General features: G+C 54.1%; 10 protein-coding genes. 7 read left to right on the forward strand and 3 right to left on the reverse strand.

The features are described from left to right. Positions 1-22 precede the first annotated feature (22 nt). The 4 genes from K365_RS0124935 (at position 23) to K365_RS0124950 (ending at position 10058) form a co-directional block, all read left to right on the forward strand. On the forward strand, positions 23-4240 hold the full coding sequence (locus tag K365_RS0124935; RefSeq protein WP_024336794.1) for a PEP/pyruvate-binding domain-containing protein: 4218 nt from the start codon (positions 23-25) through the stop codon (positions 4238-4240). A gap of 14 nt (positions 4241-4254) precedes the next feature. Further along, positions 4255-5502 (forward strand): glyceraldehyde 3-phosphate dehydrogenase NAD-binding domain-containing protein, encoded by a 1248-nt coding sequence (locus tag K365_RS0124940; protein WP_024336795.1) that lies wholly within the window; start codon positions 4255-4257, stop codon positions 5500-5502. A gap of 114 nt (positions 5503-5616) precedes the next feature. Continuing rightward, the gene (locus K365_RS0124945; RefSeq protein WP_024336796.1) at positions 5617-6783 is read left to right on the forward strand and encodes an efflux RND transporter periplasmic adaptor subunit; all 1167 of its coding nucleotides are present in this window, start codon (positions 5617-5619) and stop codon (positions 6781-6783) included. Then, a complete protein-coding gene (locus tag K365_RS0124950) occupies positions 6780-10058 on the forward strand; it encodes an efflux RND transporter permease subunit (protein WP_024336797.1) in 3279 nt (1092 codons plus the stop codon). Before K365_RS0124945 ends, K365_RS0124950 begins: the two co-directional genes overlap by 4 nt. Positions 10059-10077: 19 nt before the next feature. Here K365_RS0124950 and K365_RS0124955 read toward each other — a convergent pair whose 3' ends face one another. From K365_RS0124955 to K365_RS0124965, 3 genes are all read right to left on the reverse strand, one after another. After that, positions 10078-11328, reverse strand: coding sequence for a thiolase family protein (locus K365_RS0124955; RefSeq protein WP_024336798.1), 1251 nt, complete (start codon positions 11326-11328; stop codon positions 10078-10080). Between the two features lie 91 nt (positions 11329-11419). Next, positions 11420-13228: an acyl-CoA dehydrogenase gene (locus K365_RS0124960; protein WP_024336799.1), complete on the reverse strand. Its 1809-nt coding sequence runs from the start codon at positions 13226-13228 to the stop codon at positions 11420-11422. Positions 13229-13310: 82 nt separating this feature from the next. Continuing rightward, positions 13311-14168: a 3-hydroxybutyryl-CoA dehydrogenase gene (locus tag K365_RS0124965; protein ID WP_006966764.1), complete on the reverse strand. Its 858-nt coding sequence runs from the start codon at positions 14166-14168 to the stop codon at positions 13311-13313. A 210-nt stretch (positions 14169-14378) separates the two neighbouring features. Between K365_RS0124965 and K365_RS0124970 the strand changes: the two genes are divergently transcribed. The 3 genes from K365_RS0124970 (at position 14379) to K365_RS0124985 (ending at position 17227) form a co-directional block, all read left to right on the forward strand. Further along, entirely contained in the window at positions 14379-15932 is a 1554-nt protein-coding gene (locus K365_RS0124970) for a sigma-54-dependent Fis family transcriptional regulator (protein WP_024336801.1), read from the forward strand. A gap of 581 nt (positions 15933-16513) precedes the next feature. Then, positions 16514-16852: a hypothetical protein gene (locus K365_RS0124980; RefSeq protein ID WP_024336802.1), complete on the forward strand. Its 339-nt coding sequence runs from the start codon at positions 16514-16516 to the stop codon at positions 16850-16852. Between the two features lie 21 nt (positions 16853-16873). Then, a complete protein-coding gene (locus K365_RS0124985) occupies positions 16874-17227 on the forward strand; it encodes a YkgJ family cysteine cluster protein (RefSeq protein WP_006966761.1) in 354 nt (117 codons plus the stop codon). Positions 17228-17324: the final 97 nt, after the last annotated feature.

The raw sequence follows: 17324 nt of genomic DNA on the forward strand, positions 1-17324 counted from the left end.
GCTTTATCATCGAGGTTGTTCTGTGAAATCAAAAGCGCTTGAGGCAAATCTTTCCGACACCCGGGTGGAAGTCTCTGTCCATGAGAGATACCGGGTACTTCTCGATATTTTTGACGGATATGTCGGCATTTTGAACCGGTTGGAAATTTTTCTCAAAGAGCTTTCCCATCCCTATCGGAACTGGACGTTTATTGTCAGTGAAGCCCGGCATTTTTCCCTTCATTATTTTTACCTGTATCGATCCCATGAAAAAGGGATCGCCGCCCTGAACCTGTATTCGGATATTTTTCTGTCCGCATTTGAACAAAGCATTGACAAGTCGGTCCGAACATCATCTTCAGACAATCTGATGCTGTTTTTTTTGCATATGATCAAAGAATCCGGGGACCGGCTGATGGATTTTCTTCCGGTGCTGGAAGATAAACTCAATCGGATTTCCGGATATGATGATCCGGCGTTTTTTTATTTTGTGCACACCTATTACCCGCCGGATAAACTGACGCGTCAGCTTCTGGATCAAGTGGAAACATATGACATTTTTAAAACCGGGACCCGTTTCTTTGGCCGGCTCAACCGGCTCCTGGTCCGGTTCTACAGCACCTCGTTTTCTTATTGGCTGAATCAGGATGACCCCGTGACATGGATGCAGGAGAATATTGATGAATGGCGGCTCAATCCCGAACTCGAAGATGTGTTTGATCAGATTTCCCACGGGCGTGTCACTGCCTGGCATCGTCAGCTGGCAGATCTGTGTCGCCGTCGGGATGCAGATTCCATTGAACTGACCCGGGAACTCATCCGGTTCACAGGGTTCCGGGAGTTTGTGAACCGGTTCAAGACGGTGAGCCGGCAGATCGTTATCCATTGCAGTGATGACACCTATGGCCGTCACCTCAAACTGACTTTTTTGTTTTACGCCATCCATGTGCCCGGACTGTTCATGATACACAAGGATTGTCTTCATGAGATCAACCAGACATTGACCCGGCTTATCGGGGATGATGATTTCAAGAAAAATATCCCCATTGTCAACCAGACGTTTTCGCTGTTCAGAGAGCACAAGGGACGGTATCCCGAGACCCTGTTGGACTGTATCTACAAAATCGGCGAAGCCGTCTATAAAACCGGTGATGTGGAGCTCATCAACCATTTCATTGACCGGGTGGTGAACCACGGATTCCAGTTTCCCATGATCCAGGGCACGGGAGAGGACTGGCAGATCAAGGGGAATACCGCCCATGTGAAAAATATCCGGGTGTTTTTAAGTCTGATCGGACAGCAGCCCAAAAAATCCAAGCGCCTGCTGTCCGCTTTGATTATCTATCTGTCCATCGGCGGGGTGTTCATCAAGGACACGGATCTGTTTCCCCGGGATATCACCCGGTTTCTCAACGCGGACATCGAAGGGGTGTACAATCTGGTCAAGCAGCTGGCCCGTCTGCTGCCGGCGTTTTTCAATGAAATCGGGGCCGAAGGTCAGCTGCGGGATATCTCCACGGATCTGGATGAAGCCTGCCACCGCCGGGACCGGCTGATTCATTTTCTGCGCAAGCAGTGCCATGTGGAAAGTTCCAGCCGGATTGTGGCGTTTATTCAGCAGGTCATGATTTTCTGGAAAACAAAGGACAAGACCCCGCTGGAACCTTTTGTGCCGCCTTCCATTTATGATGAGATCCGGTCTTCCGGCCGGTTTGTGGATGGCCCCGGTAAAATCATGCAGTATCTGGAAACCAAAAAACTGTATCACCCCCGGGATTTTCTCATGTACCGCCAGGAAGCCCTGGACCAGATTGTAAACGAGGTCGAAGACGTGACGGATCTGGACCGGCAGCGGGTCCGGCTGATGCTGCGGTTTTACCGGCTGCTCAATGAAAAATACGGGGTGGATCACCTGGAAATCAAATCCTATCTGGCCAATTTCAAGACCGACTATATGCCCGAACCCCGGCGGCTGGCAGCGGCTCTGGATGAAACGCATCTGGAAACCAAAATCGGTCTTCTCCTCGAGTATATGGCAGACCTCAAAAAGATGATTGTTTCAGACAACACCTATGAACCCAATGAAGCCATTTATCACAAGCGCCATTTTGCCGTGGACATCCCGTCCATGTACGGCAGTTACAATGAACCCAAATTTGATGCTTTAGGCTTGACCCTGCGCGTTGAAAGCATTGTCAATGTCCTGTTTGAAGATTTGATCAACAGTATTGATCTGCGGCTGATCACCAAACCCACGTTTGTGCGGATTTTTTCGGTGCTGACCCTGTTTCGCAACGCATTGAGCCTGGATGGTATCGTGTCCAACAAGCTGGATATCCAGATGGAGTTTCTCAAGTACTCGGTGAACATCACCACATGTTCCTTTACCCAGTATCTGGATATTTTCAAAGGATTTGTGCGGGCTGTGGCAGATATTATCAACGATTATTTTCACACCATTCATTCGGCCAATCTGGTTCAGATTGAAGCCCGCATCGGCAAAGAACAGATTCAAAAAAAATATCTGCCCGGATTTATTCCGGAACAGGGGAAACTGGATAAAAAAACCGCCAGAAAACTGGATCAGCGGGCCGCAGATATTTTTTTCCGGGATCGTATTGCCACGTCTTTAGGGCTTCAGCAGCTGGATGTTTTTTTAAACCGGATCCTGCACACCCTGTTCCGGCAGTCGGAAAAACTGTCCCAGGATGAATTGAGTGTGCTGCTTAATTATGACCCCAAGTGCGCCGTGACCTCCATCAGTGATGAGCAGGTGGCAAACCAGAACATCATTTTTCTGGGAAACAAAGGGTGGAACCTGATGCGTCTTAAAAAGATCGGGGTCCAGGTGCCCGAAGGGTTCATCATCACCACGGAAGTGTTCCGGTGTCTGAATCTCATCGATACCTACACGCCGGCATCGGTCAATTTCAAACAGCGGGTGGTCCATATGATGTCCCGTTTAGAGCAGCAGACCGGACAGGTGCTGGGGGACCCTGAAAGACCGCTGCTTTTGTCGGTACGTTCCGGGGCGTCTATTTCCCAGCCCGGCATGATGGATTCTTTTCTGAATGTGGGGATCAATGAAGAGATTGCCGATGCCATTGCCCAGAAAACCGGCAATCCCTGGTTTGCCTGGGACAGTTTTCGCCGGTTTCTTCAGCAGTACGGCATGACGTTCGGCATTCACCGGGATGAATTCGATCAGATCATTGCGGTCCATAAAAAACAGGCAGGCATCGATTTCAAGCGCCATTTCACCGGCCCTCAGATGAAGGCTGTGGCCATGGCCTACAAAAATCAATTGCTGCTCAAAGGAATCACCCTGGTGGAATCCCCTGTGGACCAGCTTTTTCTGGCCATTCACAAAGTATTTTCTTCCTGGAATTCCAAGCGGGCCATTGATTACCGCCGGATCATGGGGATTTCCGATGACTGGGGCACCGCCGTCACGGTCCAGGCCATGGTGTTCGGAAACCGGTCCCGGCAGTCCGGATCCGGGGTGGCTTTCAGCCACAGTCCGAAACTGCCCGGAGATGCCATCCGGCTGTGGGGGGATTTTACCATCGGCAACCAGGGCGAGGATGTGGTGGCCGGTCTGGTGAGCACTTTGCCCATATCGGAAATGCAGCGGGAACTGGAACGCCGGGACACCCGTATCAGCCTGGAAAAAGCGTTCCCCCGGGTGTATGATCAGTTGAAAAACACCATTCAGATGCTGATTTATAAACGCAGGTGGAATCCCCAGGAGATTGAATTCACCTTTGAAGGACCGGAGCCTGAAGATCTGTATATCCTCCAGGCCCGGGATCTTTCTTTGGGGGACCGGAAAAAACTGCCTGCGTTTACAGCGGACGATGACCGGCTCAAAGCCGCGTTTCTGGGCCAGGGCACCGGGGTGTCCGGGGGGGCCATGAGCGGCCGCATCGTGTTTACTTTGAAGGAAATCGATGCGTTCCGGCGCCAGGACCCGGATGCACACCTGATTCTGCTGCGAAACGACACCGTGCCGGATGATATTCTGGAAATTGATGCCGCAGACGGACTGTTGACCGCCAAGGGAGGGCTCACCTCCCATGCCGCTGTGGTGGCATACAACTTAGGAAAGACCTGTGTGGTGGGATGTGAAAACCTGGTGTGCAATGAAGCGGATAAAAGCTGCCATCTGGCAGGCCGGGAACTGAACGCGGGCGATTATATCAGTATCGATGGTAACAAAGGGGTTGTGTTTGAAGGAGAAATAAACGTTAATTATTCGTGAAAGTGAGGAGTGCCATGAACACCGATAACAAGAAAATTCTGGGAATCAACGGACTGGGCCGTATCGGCAAACTGACCCTGTGGCATCATGCCGGGAGAAAATTTTTTACCGATATTGTGATCAATGTCGGCCGGGAAGTCGGGGCCGGTCTGTCCGACATCATTCATTACATTGAACGGGACTCCACCTATGGCCGCCTGGCAGCCTATCTGAACGGATACCAGTCTTCAAACGTGATCACAGACGTGGATGACGCCAAGGGGGCGTTGACGGTCAACGGGGTCCGGGTTAAAATTTTAAGGGAACACCGGAACCCGAAAGATATTCAATGGGCGGATAACGGGGCCGGCATCGTGGTGGACACCACGGGCCGGTTTCTGGATCCGAATCTGCCTGCCGATGATCCGGCCGGATCCATCCGGGGGCATCTGGCCGCCGGTGCCGCCAGAGTGATCGCTTCCGCGCCGTTTAAACTCAAACAGGGGGCATCCATGCCCGAAGACTGTGTGACCACGGTCATGGGCATCAATGATAAAGACTATGACCCGGTGCGGCATGCCGTGATTTCCAATGCCTCCTGCACCACCACCTGTCTGGCCCATATGATTAAACCTTTGCTGGATTATTTTGGCGTGGAACGGGTGTTGTCCGCGTCCATGGCCACGGTCCATGCCGCCACCGGGTCCCAGCAGGTGCTGGACCGGCTGCCCAAGACCAAGGCCAAAGATCTGCGCAAAAACCGGTCCATCATGAACAATATCATTCTGACCACCACCGGGGCTGCCAAGACTTTGCAGCTGGTGATCCCTGAAATGGGTGCCATCGGATTCATGGCCGAGTCGGTGCGGATTCCCACGGCAACAGGATCGCTGATCATTCTGGTCATGAACTTCCAGGAGACATCAGACAGCAAGCCGATCCGCCGGGAACTGATCAATGACATTTACCGGAAGGTCTCTAAAACCGGGGACGAATATCTGATTTATTCGGAAGATCAGAATGTGTCAGCCGATATCATCGGCACGCCTAAGGCCGCAGCTGTGATCGAAGGTCATGAAACCCACACCCGCACCGGAGCCATTAACATCAATCTGGGGCACATGCAGGGGATCGACAAAACCGTGCAGGAGAGCATCCAGGACCTGGTGGGCAGTATTCAGGTCACCCAGGCCGTGATCTATGGCTGGTATGACAATGAAATGGCCAGTTACGTCAACCTGCTGGGGGATCGGACTGTGTCCATTGCTGAATCCCTGGTGTGAATCAACGGAATGCCGGCCCGGAACTTTTTCGGACCCCACTTGAAACTCATTGGATCGATCCTATAGTATTAAGTTTATGATCAAACTACCAAGAACCTTACAGGATCTGGCTACATGAAATTCACATCACGGTTTGGGCCGGCTGTTAAAAGAACCTTTCTTCGCCTTATCTGGCACAGCATTCCTTTTGTTGTGCTGATCGTGGTGGTGGTATTTGTCATTGTTCCCCTGGGCCGGAAGATCACGGAGCAAAAAGCCGGGCTGGCGGAACAGCGGTCCGGGCTGGTTCAGAAAGCGGATGAGGCAACCCGGGTGATCACCCTGGAGATGGTACCGGATGATCTGGCCGAGGTGATCCGTCTGCCCGGCATGGCCATGCCCTGGAAATCGCTGGAAGTGGTGGCCGAAGTGTCGGGCAGGATCATGGAAAAAAACATGGATGACGGCACTGTGGTGGCCCAGGGCGATGTGCTGGCCGTCATTGACCGGCGGGATTACCAGAATGCCTATGATTCGGCCCGGGCATCCTATGAAACCGCCCGGATGCATGAACAGCGGTTTAAAGCCCTGTCCAAACAGCAGTTTGTCACCCAGTCCCAGCTGGATGACGTGTCTTCTCAGGTCAAAACCACCCGGGCTGCCATGGAAACCGCCAAATTGAATCTGGACCGATGTACCATCCGGTCTCCCATGTCCGGGGTGGTGGACCGGTCCCATATTGAAGCAGGCAGTTTTCTGGGTGTGGGAGATCCCGTGGCCCGGATTCTGCAGATCGATCCGCTGAAAATCCAGGTGGGTATCCCGGAGTCAGATGTGGCTTCCGTCCGGAATCTGACGCAGTTTGACATGACTGTGGATGCCCTGGACGGCAAAATCGTTACCGGTGAATATCATTATCTGCAGAAAACCACGGATTCGCTGGCCCGGCTGTACAACCTGGAAATCCGCCTGGAAAATCCCGGGTATGAGATTCTGCCGGATATGTTTGTTCGGGTGGCCATCGTCAAAAACCGGGATGAACAAGGCCTTGCCGTGCCCATGTATTCGTTGATCACCCGAAAAGGACAGACCGGCGTATTTGTGGCGGAACAGGGGATTGCACGGTTTGCACCGGTTGAAACCGGGTTCCAGGACGGCTGGAAAATCCAGGTGACTTCCGGACTTTTACCGGGAGACCAGGTGGTCGTGGTGGGACACCGCATGATCGAAGACAAGGATCCTGTGCATGTGGACCGCCGGGTGCGGTCCATGTCGGAACTGGGGGCGGAGACGGATCAATGATCCTTTCTGATACCGCAGTAAAAAACCGGGTGTCCGTGCTGGTGCTGCTGGTCATCATTGTCATTATCGGGGTGTATTCCTACCGGGTGCTTCCCCGGGAAAGCGCTCCGGACATCACCATTCCCTATGTGTTTGTGAGAACCGATTACAGAGGGGTTTCCGCGTCAGACATCGAGACCGCCATCACCATTAAGATCGAAAAAAAGCTCAAAGGCCTGAACAAGGTGAAAAATATTTCATCCGTGAGTTCCCAGGGCCTTTCCCAGATTAATGTCGAATTTCTGCCGGGCACGGATATCAATGAGGTGCTTCCCCGGGTCAAGGACAAGGTGGACGAAGCCAGAAACGATTTGCCCACGGACCTGGAAAATGAGCCCATGGTGTATGAGGTGAATTTTTCCGACATGCCCATTGTGGTCTATTCCCTGGCAGGAGACAGCGGTCCGGCCCGGCTCAAGAAAATCGCCGATGATCTCAAAGATGACATCGAAGCGATTCCGGGGGTGCTGGAGGTGGAGATCACCGGGGGTCAGGACCGGGAAATTCAGGTGGAGGTGGATGTTGACAAGCTGGCTTATTACCGGATTCCCATTACCCGTCTTCAGCAGACCGTGGCGGCCGAGAACCAGAACATCTCCGGCGGTGACATCACCTTGGGACATGGCCGGTACCTGCTCAAGGTGCCCGGAGAATTTGACACGCCTGAAGAGATTCTGACCCTGGTGGTGGCCACCCACAACGGCCATCCCGTTTATCTGAAAGATGTGGCAAGGGTGGTGGACGGCATTCAGGAGGAAACCTCCCGGTCCCGGCTCAACGGGGAAAGCGCCATTAATCTGTCAGTGAAAAAACGGGCCGGGGAAAATATTATCCAGATATCCGATCAGATCGATGCCGTGGTGGCGGCGGCATCAAACAAATTTCCCGGAAACACCACCATCACCAAACTGATGGACAATGCCAAAGACATCCGGGCCATGGTGGCGGACCTGGAGAACAACATTCTCTCCGGATTGATTCTGGTGGTGGTGGTGCTGTTTGTGGTGCTGGGGATTCGAAACGCCCTGCTGGTGGGAATGGCCATCCCGTTTTCCATGTTTCTGTCCTTTGCGGTTCTTAATGCCCTGGGCATCACATTGAACATGGTGGTGCTGTTTTCTTTGACCCTTGCGTTGGGCATGCTGGTGGACAATGCCATTGTGATTGTGGAGAATGTGTTCCGGTACATGCAGCAGGGGGTTTCCCGGATGGACGCCGCCATGAAGGCCACCAGCGAGGTGGCCTGGCCGGTCATCGGCGCCACGCTCACCACCCTGGCCGCGTTTTTTCCCATGCTGTTCTGGCCCGGTATCATGGGAGAATTCATGCATTTTCTGCCGGTTACCCTGATTGTCACGTTAAGCGCCTCCCTGTTTGTGGCCCTGATCATTAATCCGGCCCTGTGCTCGTACTTCATGGGCATCCCTAAGACTGCCGGGTCAGATTCTCTTTCCCCGGAACAGCTGCAATCCCGGGGAGAACAACCTGTAAAAATTCAAGGTTTTTTTCTGCCTGCCTATGCCCGGACTTTGAAGCTGGCCTTAGGCCATAAACTGGCCGTGCTGGCCGGTGCCGTTGTGGTGATGGTGCTGCTGTTCCAGATATGGATGTTGAAAATCGGCATTGAAAAACCCGTGGAATTTTTTCCATCCATCGATCCCAGGTCCGTGTTTGTGAACATTGATGTGCCGGAAGGCGCGGATCTGGAATTCATTGATGAGACCGTCAAGCAGGTGGAAATGGCCGTGGCCGGCAAAACCACGGGAAACTATGCGGCCGCCATGGCGCCGCAGACCCATGAAACCAAACGGCACCGGGAATTTGCAGCACCGTCTGATATCAACAATGTCGAACACATCTATGCCCGGGTGGTTGAAAACAGCGGGGGCGCTTCTGTGTTTGAATCCAACCTGCCCAATCATATCGGGGTTCAGTTTCTGGATTTCGAGGACCGGAAAACATCCACCAAAGCGGATCTGGAAGAGATCCGGCACCGGGTGGCCCGGATTCCCGGTGTGAAGATCACGGTGGAGGAACAGGAAGAAGGCCCTCCCACAGGGTCACCCATCAATATCGAAATTGCCGGGGACCGGTTTGATGTATTGAGCCGGATGGCCGGGGAAATCAGAAAAGTGATTGAAAACGTGCCCCATGTCACGGATGTGAGGGATGACTTCCAGGGCGGGCTGCCCTCGGTTCAGGTAAAGATCGACCGCCGGAAGACGGCGCTGTTCGGGCTCACCACATCGGCGGTGGGTAACGCTTTGAAAATCGCTTACAACGGCCTGGATGTGTCCACCTATTATGAAGGAGATGAGGAATACGATATCGTGGTCAAACTGGCCAAATCAGACCGTCAGGGAGCGGAGATCCTTCACAAGCTCATGATTCCGGGCGCATCCGGTGAACTGGTACCGTTGACCACCCTGGCATCGATCCAGTATAAGGGGGCTTTAGGGGATATTGTCCGCAAAAATCACCAGCGGGTGGTCACGGTCAAGGCCAATGTGGATGAAACCAGAACCACGGGGTCTGTGGCCCGCATGCAGGTGATGGAACTGCTCAAACCCATGGAAATGCCTGCAGGATACACTTATGCGTTCACCGGAGAGGACCAGGAACAGCAGGAAGCCCAGGATTTTTTATCCAAAGCCTTTGTGGTGGCCCTGCTGCTGATCTTTCTGATTCTGGTGACCCTGTTTAATTCTGTGGTGCAGCCCCTGATCATTCTGACGTCCGTGCTGCTGTCTTTGGGCGGCGCCTTCTGGGGTTTGGCCGTCATCTCATCGCCTTTCGGCATCATCATGACCGGGGTGGGCATCATTTCTCTGGCCGGTGTGGTGGTGAACAACGCCATTGTGCTGATTGATTACACCAACCGGCTCCGGACCAGGGGCATGGCACTGACCGAAGCGGTGATCGCCGCCGGCGCCACCCGGCTGCGGCCGGTGCTGCTGACAGCGGTCACCACCATTTTGGGACTGTTGCCCATGGTTACAGGAATTTCTTATGATTTCCATGTCATGGCCGTATCTTTGACCTCGGAATCCAGCCAGTGGTGGCGCTCCATGGCCATTGTGGTGATTTTCGGCCTGCTGGTGGCCACAGTGCTGACCCTGGTGGTGGTGCCGGTTCTTTACGCCGGGATCGACCAGATTAAAACCGCCTTAGGCAGCGGGTATGCCCGGGTCCGCCGGTTTTTCCTGGGACCCGGGACTTCGGAAGCAATCGATTAGATATCAGTGGTGATAAAAATTACATCATTTCCAGGGCGCAGGCCATGGCCACACCGCCCCCGCCGCACAGGGTGGCCAGACCCAGGGTGTTGCCCTGTTTTTTCATGGCATGGATCAATGTCACCATGATCCTTGCGCCTGTGGCGCCCACGGGATGGCCCAGGCCGATGCCGGACCCGTTGATGTTGGTGATCTCCCGGTTCAGGTTCAGTTCTTTTTCACAGCCTAAGTACTGGGCCGCGAACGCCTCGTTCACCTCCACCATTTCAAAATCCGCCACAGACAGGCCGGACCGTTCCATGAGGTTTTTCACAGCCGGTACCGGCGACAGTCCCATGACCGTGGGATGGCAGGCACCCATGCCCGTGGCTTTGATGCGGGCAATCGGGGTGAGTCCCAGTTCTTTGGCCTTGTCTGCGGACATGATGATCATGCCGGCGGAACCGTCATTGATGCCGGATGCGTTGCCGGCCGTGACCGTGCCGGTTCTGGGAACAAAGGCCGGGGGCAGGGCTGCCAGTTTTTCCAGGGTCATGCCCGGCCGGAAATGCTCGTCCTTGTCAAAGATCACAGGATCTTTCTTGCGTCGGGGCACCTGGACCGGCACGATCTCTTCGGCAAAAGAACCGTCCTGGGTGGCCCGTTCCGCATTGTTATGGCTGCGCAGGGCCACCTCATCCATCTCTTCTCTGGACAGCCCCAGGTGCTGGGCCACAAATTCGGCTGTGTGCCCCATGATATAGGGTTTGCCCATGAAATAGGATGCCGGGGCCTGGGTTGTGTCCACAGGCGTGGTATCGTCAAAGGGCAAAAGATAGGATCCGCAGTGCAGGGCGTGAATCATGGCGTCCACAAACTGGGTGTCCTGGAGCCGGCATCCCCACCGGGCCTTGGGCACAGTATAAGGAACGCCGGACATATGTTCCACCCCGCCGGCCAGGATCACTTCGGCCATGCCGGCCTGGATCATGGCAGCCCCTGACAGTACCGCCTCCATGCCGGAGATGCACACCCGGTTCACCGTGACTGCGGGCACACTTTCCGGGATTCCGGCCATGAGTGCCGCCACCCGGGTGGTGTTCAGAGTGTCATGGTGTTCCACGCAGGTGCCGTACCGGACATCATCGATCAGGTCCGGATCAATACCGGCCCGCTGGATGGCTTCTTTCATGGTCACGCTGGCAAGGGCTGCGCCGTTCATCTCTTTTAACGTGCCGCCGAACGCCCCGATGGCGGTCCGGCAGGCGGAAACAATCACAATATCTTTCATTTTTTAATTTCCTGTCTGGTTGTGCAACTTGTCAAAGCGACGATCTGACATCAAATGGTTTTTCAGCAGATCGGATTTGATGTTGCGTTATTTAAGATCCAAATGAGGTGTCAGCCATGTCCAGGGCGCTGGTATCACCGGCCTGGATCACCGCCATTTTTGCCTGGGCCACCGGCAGCACCGTGCGGATAAAAAACCGGGCCCCTGTCACCTGGCCCTGGTAAAAGGCAGCATCCTTTTTTTTGGGATTGTCCCCAAGTTTTCGGGCGGCAATCACAGCCCGCCACAAGAGCATCCACCCCATCAGGGTGTCGCCGGTGACATCCAGAAACGGATGGGCATGGACAAATGCGGTCAATATGTTTTTCGACCCCAGATCCCCGGCCAGTTTTCCGGCGGTTTCCTTTAAATGGTTGAGGGTGGTTTCCAGGATATCTGCCAGGGATACCAGTTCTGTTTCTTTTTTTGCGGCACCAATGGTTTGTTCCACTTCAGTGACCAGATCCATGAAGGCCTGACCCTGGTTAAGCCCCAGTTTCCTGCCCAAAAGATCCATGGCCTGGATTCCGTTGGTGCCCTCATAAATCTGGGTGATCCGGCAGTCCCGAAGCAGCTGCTCCTGGGGATATTCCCGGGTGTACCCGTATCCGCCAAACACCTGAAGTCCTGAGGAGCAGAGTTCAAAGGCCCGGTCCGTGACATACCCCTTGGCCACAGGGATGAGCACATCGATGAGCCCCTGGTATCGGGCTTTCTCATCTTTATCTGAACTCAGGGTCATCCGGTCTTCCAGAAACCCTACATAAAACAGCAGGCTGCGCATTGCTTCGGAAGCGGTTTTCATTGAGAGCAGCGTGCGCCGGATATCCGGATGCTGGATGATGGGGATACCCGAAGACCCTTTGGGTGCGGTCAGGGCCGCTCCCTGAACCCGGTCTCTGGCATAGTTCAGGGCATTGAGGTAAGATGCCCCGGCACAGGCAAATCCCTGCATGCCCACATGAAGCCGGGCTTCATTCATCATCACGAACATGGCCCGCATGCCTTTGTTTTCTTTTCCTAAAAGGGTGCCGATGCACGCCCCTTTGCCGCCCAGGGTCATGGCACAGGTGGGACTGCCGTGGATGCCCATTTTATGCTCGATGCCGGTGCACACGATATCGTTGAATTCTCCCGGGGTGCCGTCCTCGTTCACCCGAAATTTGGGTACCAGGAACAGGGAGATGCCGGCCGTACCGGCCGGTGCCCCCTCGATTCTGGCCAGCACCGGGTGAATAATGTTTTCCACCAGATCGGTGTCGCCCGAAGAGATGAAAATCTTGCTGCCAAAAATGCGGTGAGTGCCGTCATCATTTTTCACGGCTTTGGTGGTCAATGCCCCCACATCCGATCCGGCTTCCGGCTCGGTAAGCAGCATGGAGCCGCCCCATTTACCGGTATACATATTTTTCAAATACATTTTTTTCTGCAGGTCCGTGCCGAACCGTTCCACCAGCTTGCCGGCCCCGTGAATCAGAATGTTGTGGAGCATGAACGGAAAATTGGCACCGTTAAAATAGTTTTCAGCGGCCATGGCCACAGTGCGGGGCATGCCCTGCCCGCCCCAGGCCGGATCATCACACATGGCGATCCATTCGCCCTGTCTGAAAAGATCATAGGCCCGGTGAAACGCTTTGGGGACGGTTACCTGTCCGCTGTCAAACGTGCAGCCCTCTTCATCTGCTTCCCGCTGGCAGGAAAGCAGTTCCTTGAGGGCCAGGTTCCGGGCCTCAGATACGATCAGGTCAACGGTTTTCCGGGTGAATTCCGAAAAATGATCATGCCGGCTCAATTGTTCCACTTCCAGTTGTTCGTGAAGAACAAAATCCACATCCCGGCGGTCTGCAACCTCTTGTGCCATGGGTGCTCCTTTTTTGGTGTTTGATTCGATCAAAGACAGATGGCCCGGAACTGAAATTTGGGTCAGCCCGGGCCCATGGGTCCTATTTGGTGTAATCGTAGAATCCTTTGCCGCTTTTGCGGCCCAGGTATCCGGCCCGCACCATTTTGCGCAGCAACGGCGCCGGCCGGTACTTGTCTTCTCCCAGTTCCCGGTGAAACCCTTCCAGCACAAACAATATGGTGTCCAGGCCCACCATGTCGGACAGGGCCAGCGGCCCGATGGGATGATTGGCCCCCAGCATCATGGATTTGTCGATATCTTCGGCCGATGCCACGCCTTCGGCCAGAACAAAAATGGCCTCGTTGATCATGGGCACCAGAATCCGGTTCACGGCAAATCCCGGGGCTTCCTTGACTTCAATGGGGGTTTTGTCGATTTTTTCCACAAATTCCCAGGCCATGTTCAGGGTGTCGTCCGACGTGGTGAATCCCCGGATCAGCTCCACCAGCTTCATCACGGGCACGGGATTGAAAAAATGCATGCCGATGACCTTGTCGGGCCGCTGGGTCACAGCCGCCATTTCTGTAATGGACAATCCCGAGGTATTGGTGGCGATCAGGGTGTCTTTTTTGCAGATGTTGTCCAGATCCTGGAACACCTGTCTTTTGATGTCCATCACTTCGATGATGGCTTCAATGACCAGGTCTGCCTCACCGGCAGCCCGGGTCAGATCGGTGGTACCGGTGATCCGGCCCAAAACGGCATCGGCCTCGTCTTTATCCATTTTTCCCTTGGACACGGCCCGGTCCAGGTTGGACTTGATGGTGGTCAACCCGTTTTCCACAAACCGGTCTTCCATATCCCGGATGAACACCTCAAATCCGGCCTTGGCACAGACCTGGGCAATGCCGGCACCCATGATTCCCGCGCCCAGCACGCAGATTTTTTTTATTTCCATATGTCACTCCTCTTGGTTACAGGTTGTCTGGTTCAATGGATAATTAAAAAGCACAAATCATGCCTGAAATAGATTCCTTTTTTATTTCAAGATGTTATATGCTTGTTCCTTAACAAATAGATTGATTTTCCATCCCATGGAAAAGAAAAATCTGTTCTATTTAAAAGTTTTTCTATAAACTGTCGAATAGAACAGGAAGGATGTTTGTTTATGACTGCCACGCAATCAGATGAAAAAGAGTTTTTCAGGGAAGCCACGCTCCGGCTGTGCTCCAGTCTGGATCTGGAACGGGCCCTCCACCAGTGCCTTTTATATGTAAGGCGGTTTATGCCGGCCGGTCAGATGGGGTTTCAGGTGTATCATCCCAGGACCGGGACCGTGGAGATGGTGGCCCATGCCACCCCCCGGTCCGGCCGGGCCGTGTCCATCCGGATTCCATTGTCCAGAACCGGGCGCCGCCAGGTGGAAACCCGCCGTCTGGAAAGAATCCGGGTGATTGAACGGCTGGGCAATGATCCCGTGACCGGGCCGGTGGCGGATCGGCTCAAGGCCTGGGACCTGTCTGCCGTGGTCATGGACCTGGTGCTGGAAAAAACCATGCTGGGGATTTTCAGTGTGTTCAATGACGGGCATCATTCATTTACCCCGTCCCATGTTCATTTGCTCAGTCTTCTGGCCAAGCCCTGTGCCATTGCGCTGACCAACAGTCTGCGGTTCCGGGAGCTGAAAAATCTCAAGGAACTTTTGGCGGATGACAACCGGTACCTGCAGGATGAACTGCATAAAATATCCGGTGAAAAAGTCGTGGGGGCAAGCCAGGGCCTCAAGCCGGTGATGGAAATGGTGCGTCAGGTGGCGCCCCTGGAAAGTCCGGTGCTGCTGCTGGGAGAAACCGGTACCGGCAAAGAGGTGATCGCCAATGCCATCCACAACCTGTCCCTTCGCAAAGACGGGCCGTTTATCCGGGTGAACTGCGGGGCCATTCCCGCATCCCTTCTGGACAGTGAACTGTTCGGGTATGAAAAAGGCGCGTTCACCGGTGCCGTCTCCCGGAAAAGAGGCCGTATCGAACGGGCCCAGGGCGGGACCCTGTTTCTGGATGAAATCGGAGAACTGCCGGCCGAGGCCCAGATCCGGCTTTTGCGGGTGCTTCAGGAAAAGGAAATCGACCGGGTGGGGGGCAGTGAAACCATTGGCGTAAATATCCGGGTCATTGCCGCCACCCACCGGAATCTGGAAAAAATGATGGCCGATCGTCAGTTCCGGCCGGATCTGTTTTTCCGGCTTCAGGTGTTTCCCATTGAGATCCCGCCCCTCCGGGACCGGACACCGGATATTCCGGATCTGGTGAGGCATTTTATCGAAAAAAAATCCCGGGAAATGAAGCGCCACCAGGTACCCCGTGTTTCCAGCGCCGTCATGGACCGGTTGATGGCATATCAATGGCCCGGCAATATCCGGGAACTGGAAAATGCCGTGGAAAGATCCATGATCCTGGACCGTTCCGGATACCTGGATTTCTGTGAAATCGGTCTGTCTCCGGCATCAATACCCCGGCCCATGGTGCCTGAAAAAGCGGATTTTACTCCCACCGGCCGGAGTCTGGACCAGGTGATGGCCGATCATATCCAGACCGTGCTGCACCAGTGCAAAGGCCGGGTGGAAGGGGACAAAGGCGCGGCAAAGGTTCTGGCAATGCATCCGTCGACTCTGCGCAAACGCATGAAAAAGCTCAATATTCCTTTTGGCCGAAATGCCGGATAGGTTTCAGTCTCTCAATTCAGGACCAAAGACGTCTGTTTTTCTTTGAATCAGACATAAAATGTCTTTTTTCTGATCTTTTTGGTTTGCGATACCTGTCAGGCAAATGACCCGTGCCGGGCGGTCCCTGTGGGCCTCACCCTCTGCCGTGTTTGACAGGGAGTAAGGGCAAGCTGCGCTGAACGGCAAAAACTGCGGGCAGGTATGTCCTCAAACAGTTTGCCGTTTTGACCGCTTCGCATGCCCAACTCCCTGTAGCAAACGCGTCAGAATGGGATTCAACCCACAGAAACCGCCCGGCACTCGCCGTTGAAGCCAAACAATAGGCAGGAAAGACGTTTCAGCCAGAGGAATTTCCCGCACGACGGATGGCATAGCAGAGCCGGTTCTCCTTTTGTACAGCGGAGCCCCCGGTGGGGGTGTCTTGCTGACGGACTGTCGGAGCCACCCCGTGGATTCCTGTCCGGCAGCAAGACACCCCCACCGGGGGCGGCCTTCTGCCGAATAAAGTTTTTCCAGTGGTATGATTTATGCTGAAGAGATTTTGAAAAATCATACATTTTTACGCAAAAAAGAGGTGAAAAATGAACTGGAAATTCTGGAAAAAAACCGGCACTGACCCGCTTCCCAAACCCAAGGAACTGACATCGGATCTGGGAAAATACCTGGTGGTGAACCTGCAGTATGATCCGGACTGGGTTTGGCAGCTCAAAATGGTCACCGACCTGCCAAAGGACGGAACCGCCCGTTTCCGGGTGTTTGATTCGGCCACGGCGGCCATGCAGGGACAGACCATAAAAAACTATACCTCCCTGGACGGACAGCAGGGCCTGATCCTGTTTGACGGCTGGTACCGCAAACAGACCCGGGAACTTGAGGTAAACGATTACTACCAGGCCATGAAAAACGACCAGGCGGTTTGAATTCCCATACATTCGGATGCTGTGGCACTGCCCCTCAGAAAGGAACCGGTAAAGCCGGGTCCCTGTATGAAGTGCGGTGCCTGCTGCGCATTTTATTCGGTGGCATTGCAGGACACGGATGACGACCGGGGCGTGCCCCTGGATCTGATCAAAGGTGACCGAATATCCGGCTGGTTCATGAAAGGGACCCAGGCAATGTCACCCCGGTGCGCGGCCCTGGAAGGGGCGGTGGGCACCCGGGTGACATGTGCCATTTACATGGCCCGGCCCGGGGTTTGCCGCGATTTTCCCCGATCATGGGAGAACGGCCGGGAAAATCCCTTGTGTGACCGGGCCCGGATGGTTTACGGGCTCCAGCCCTTTTCTTCCCATTAAAAAAATTAATTTTCTGATTAGATCTGTATCGTCCAAATTTTATGCGCCAATTATTTAAATACTAAGCTTTTTGTTCTTAATTTTTCTCATTTTAAAA

It is taken from the genome of Desulfotignum balticum DSM 7044 (assembly GCF_000421285.1).
Lineage (GTDB): Bacteria > Desulfobacterota > Desulfobacteria > Desulfobacterales > Desulfobacteraceae > Desulfotignum > Desulfotignum balticum.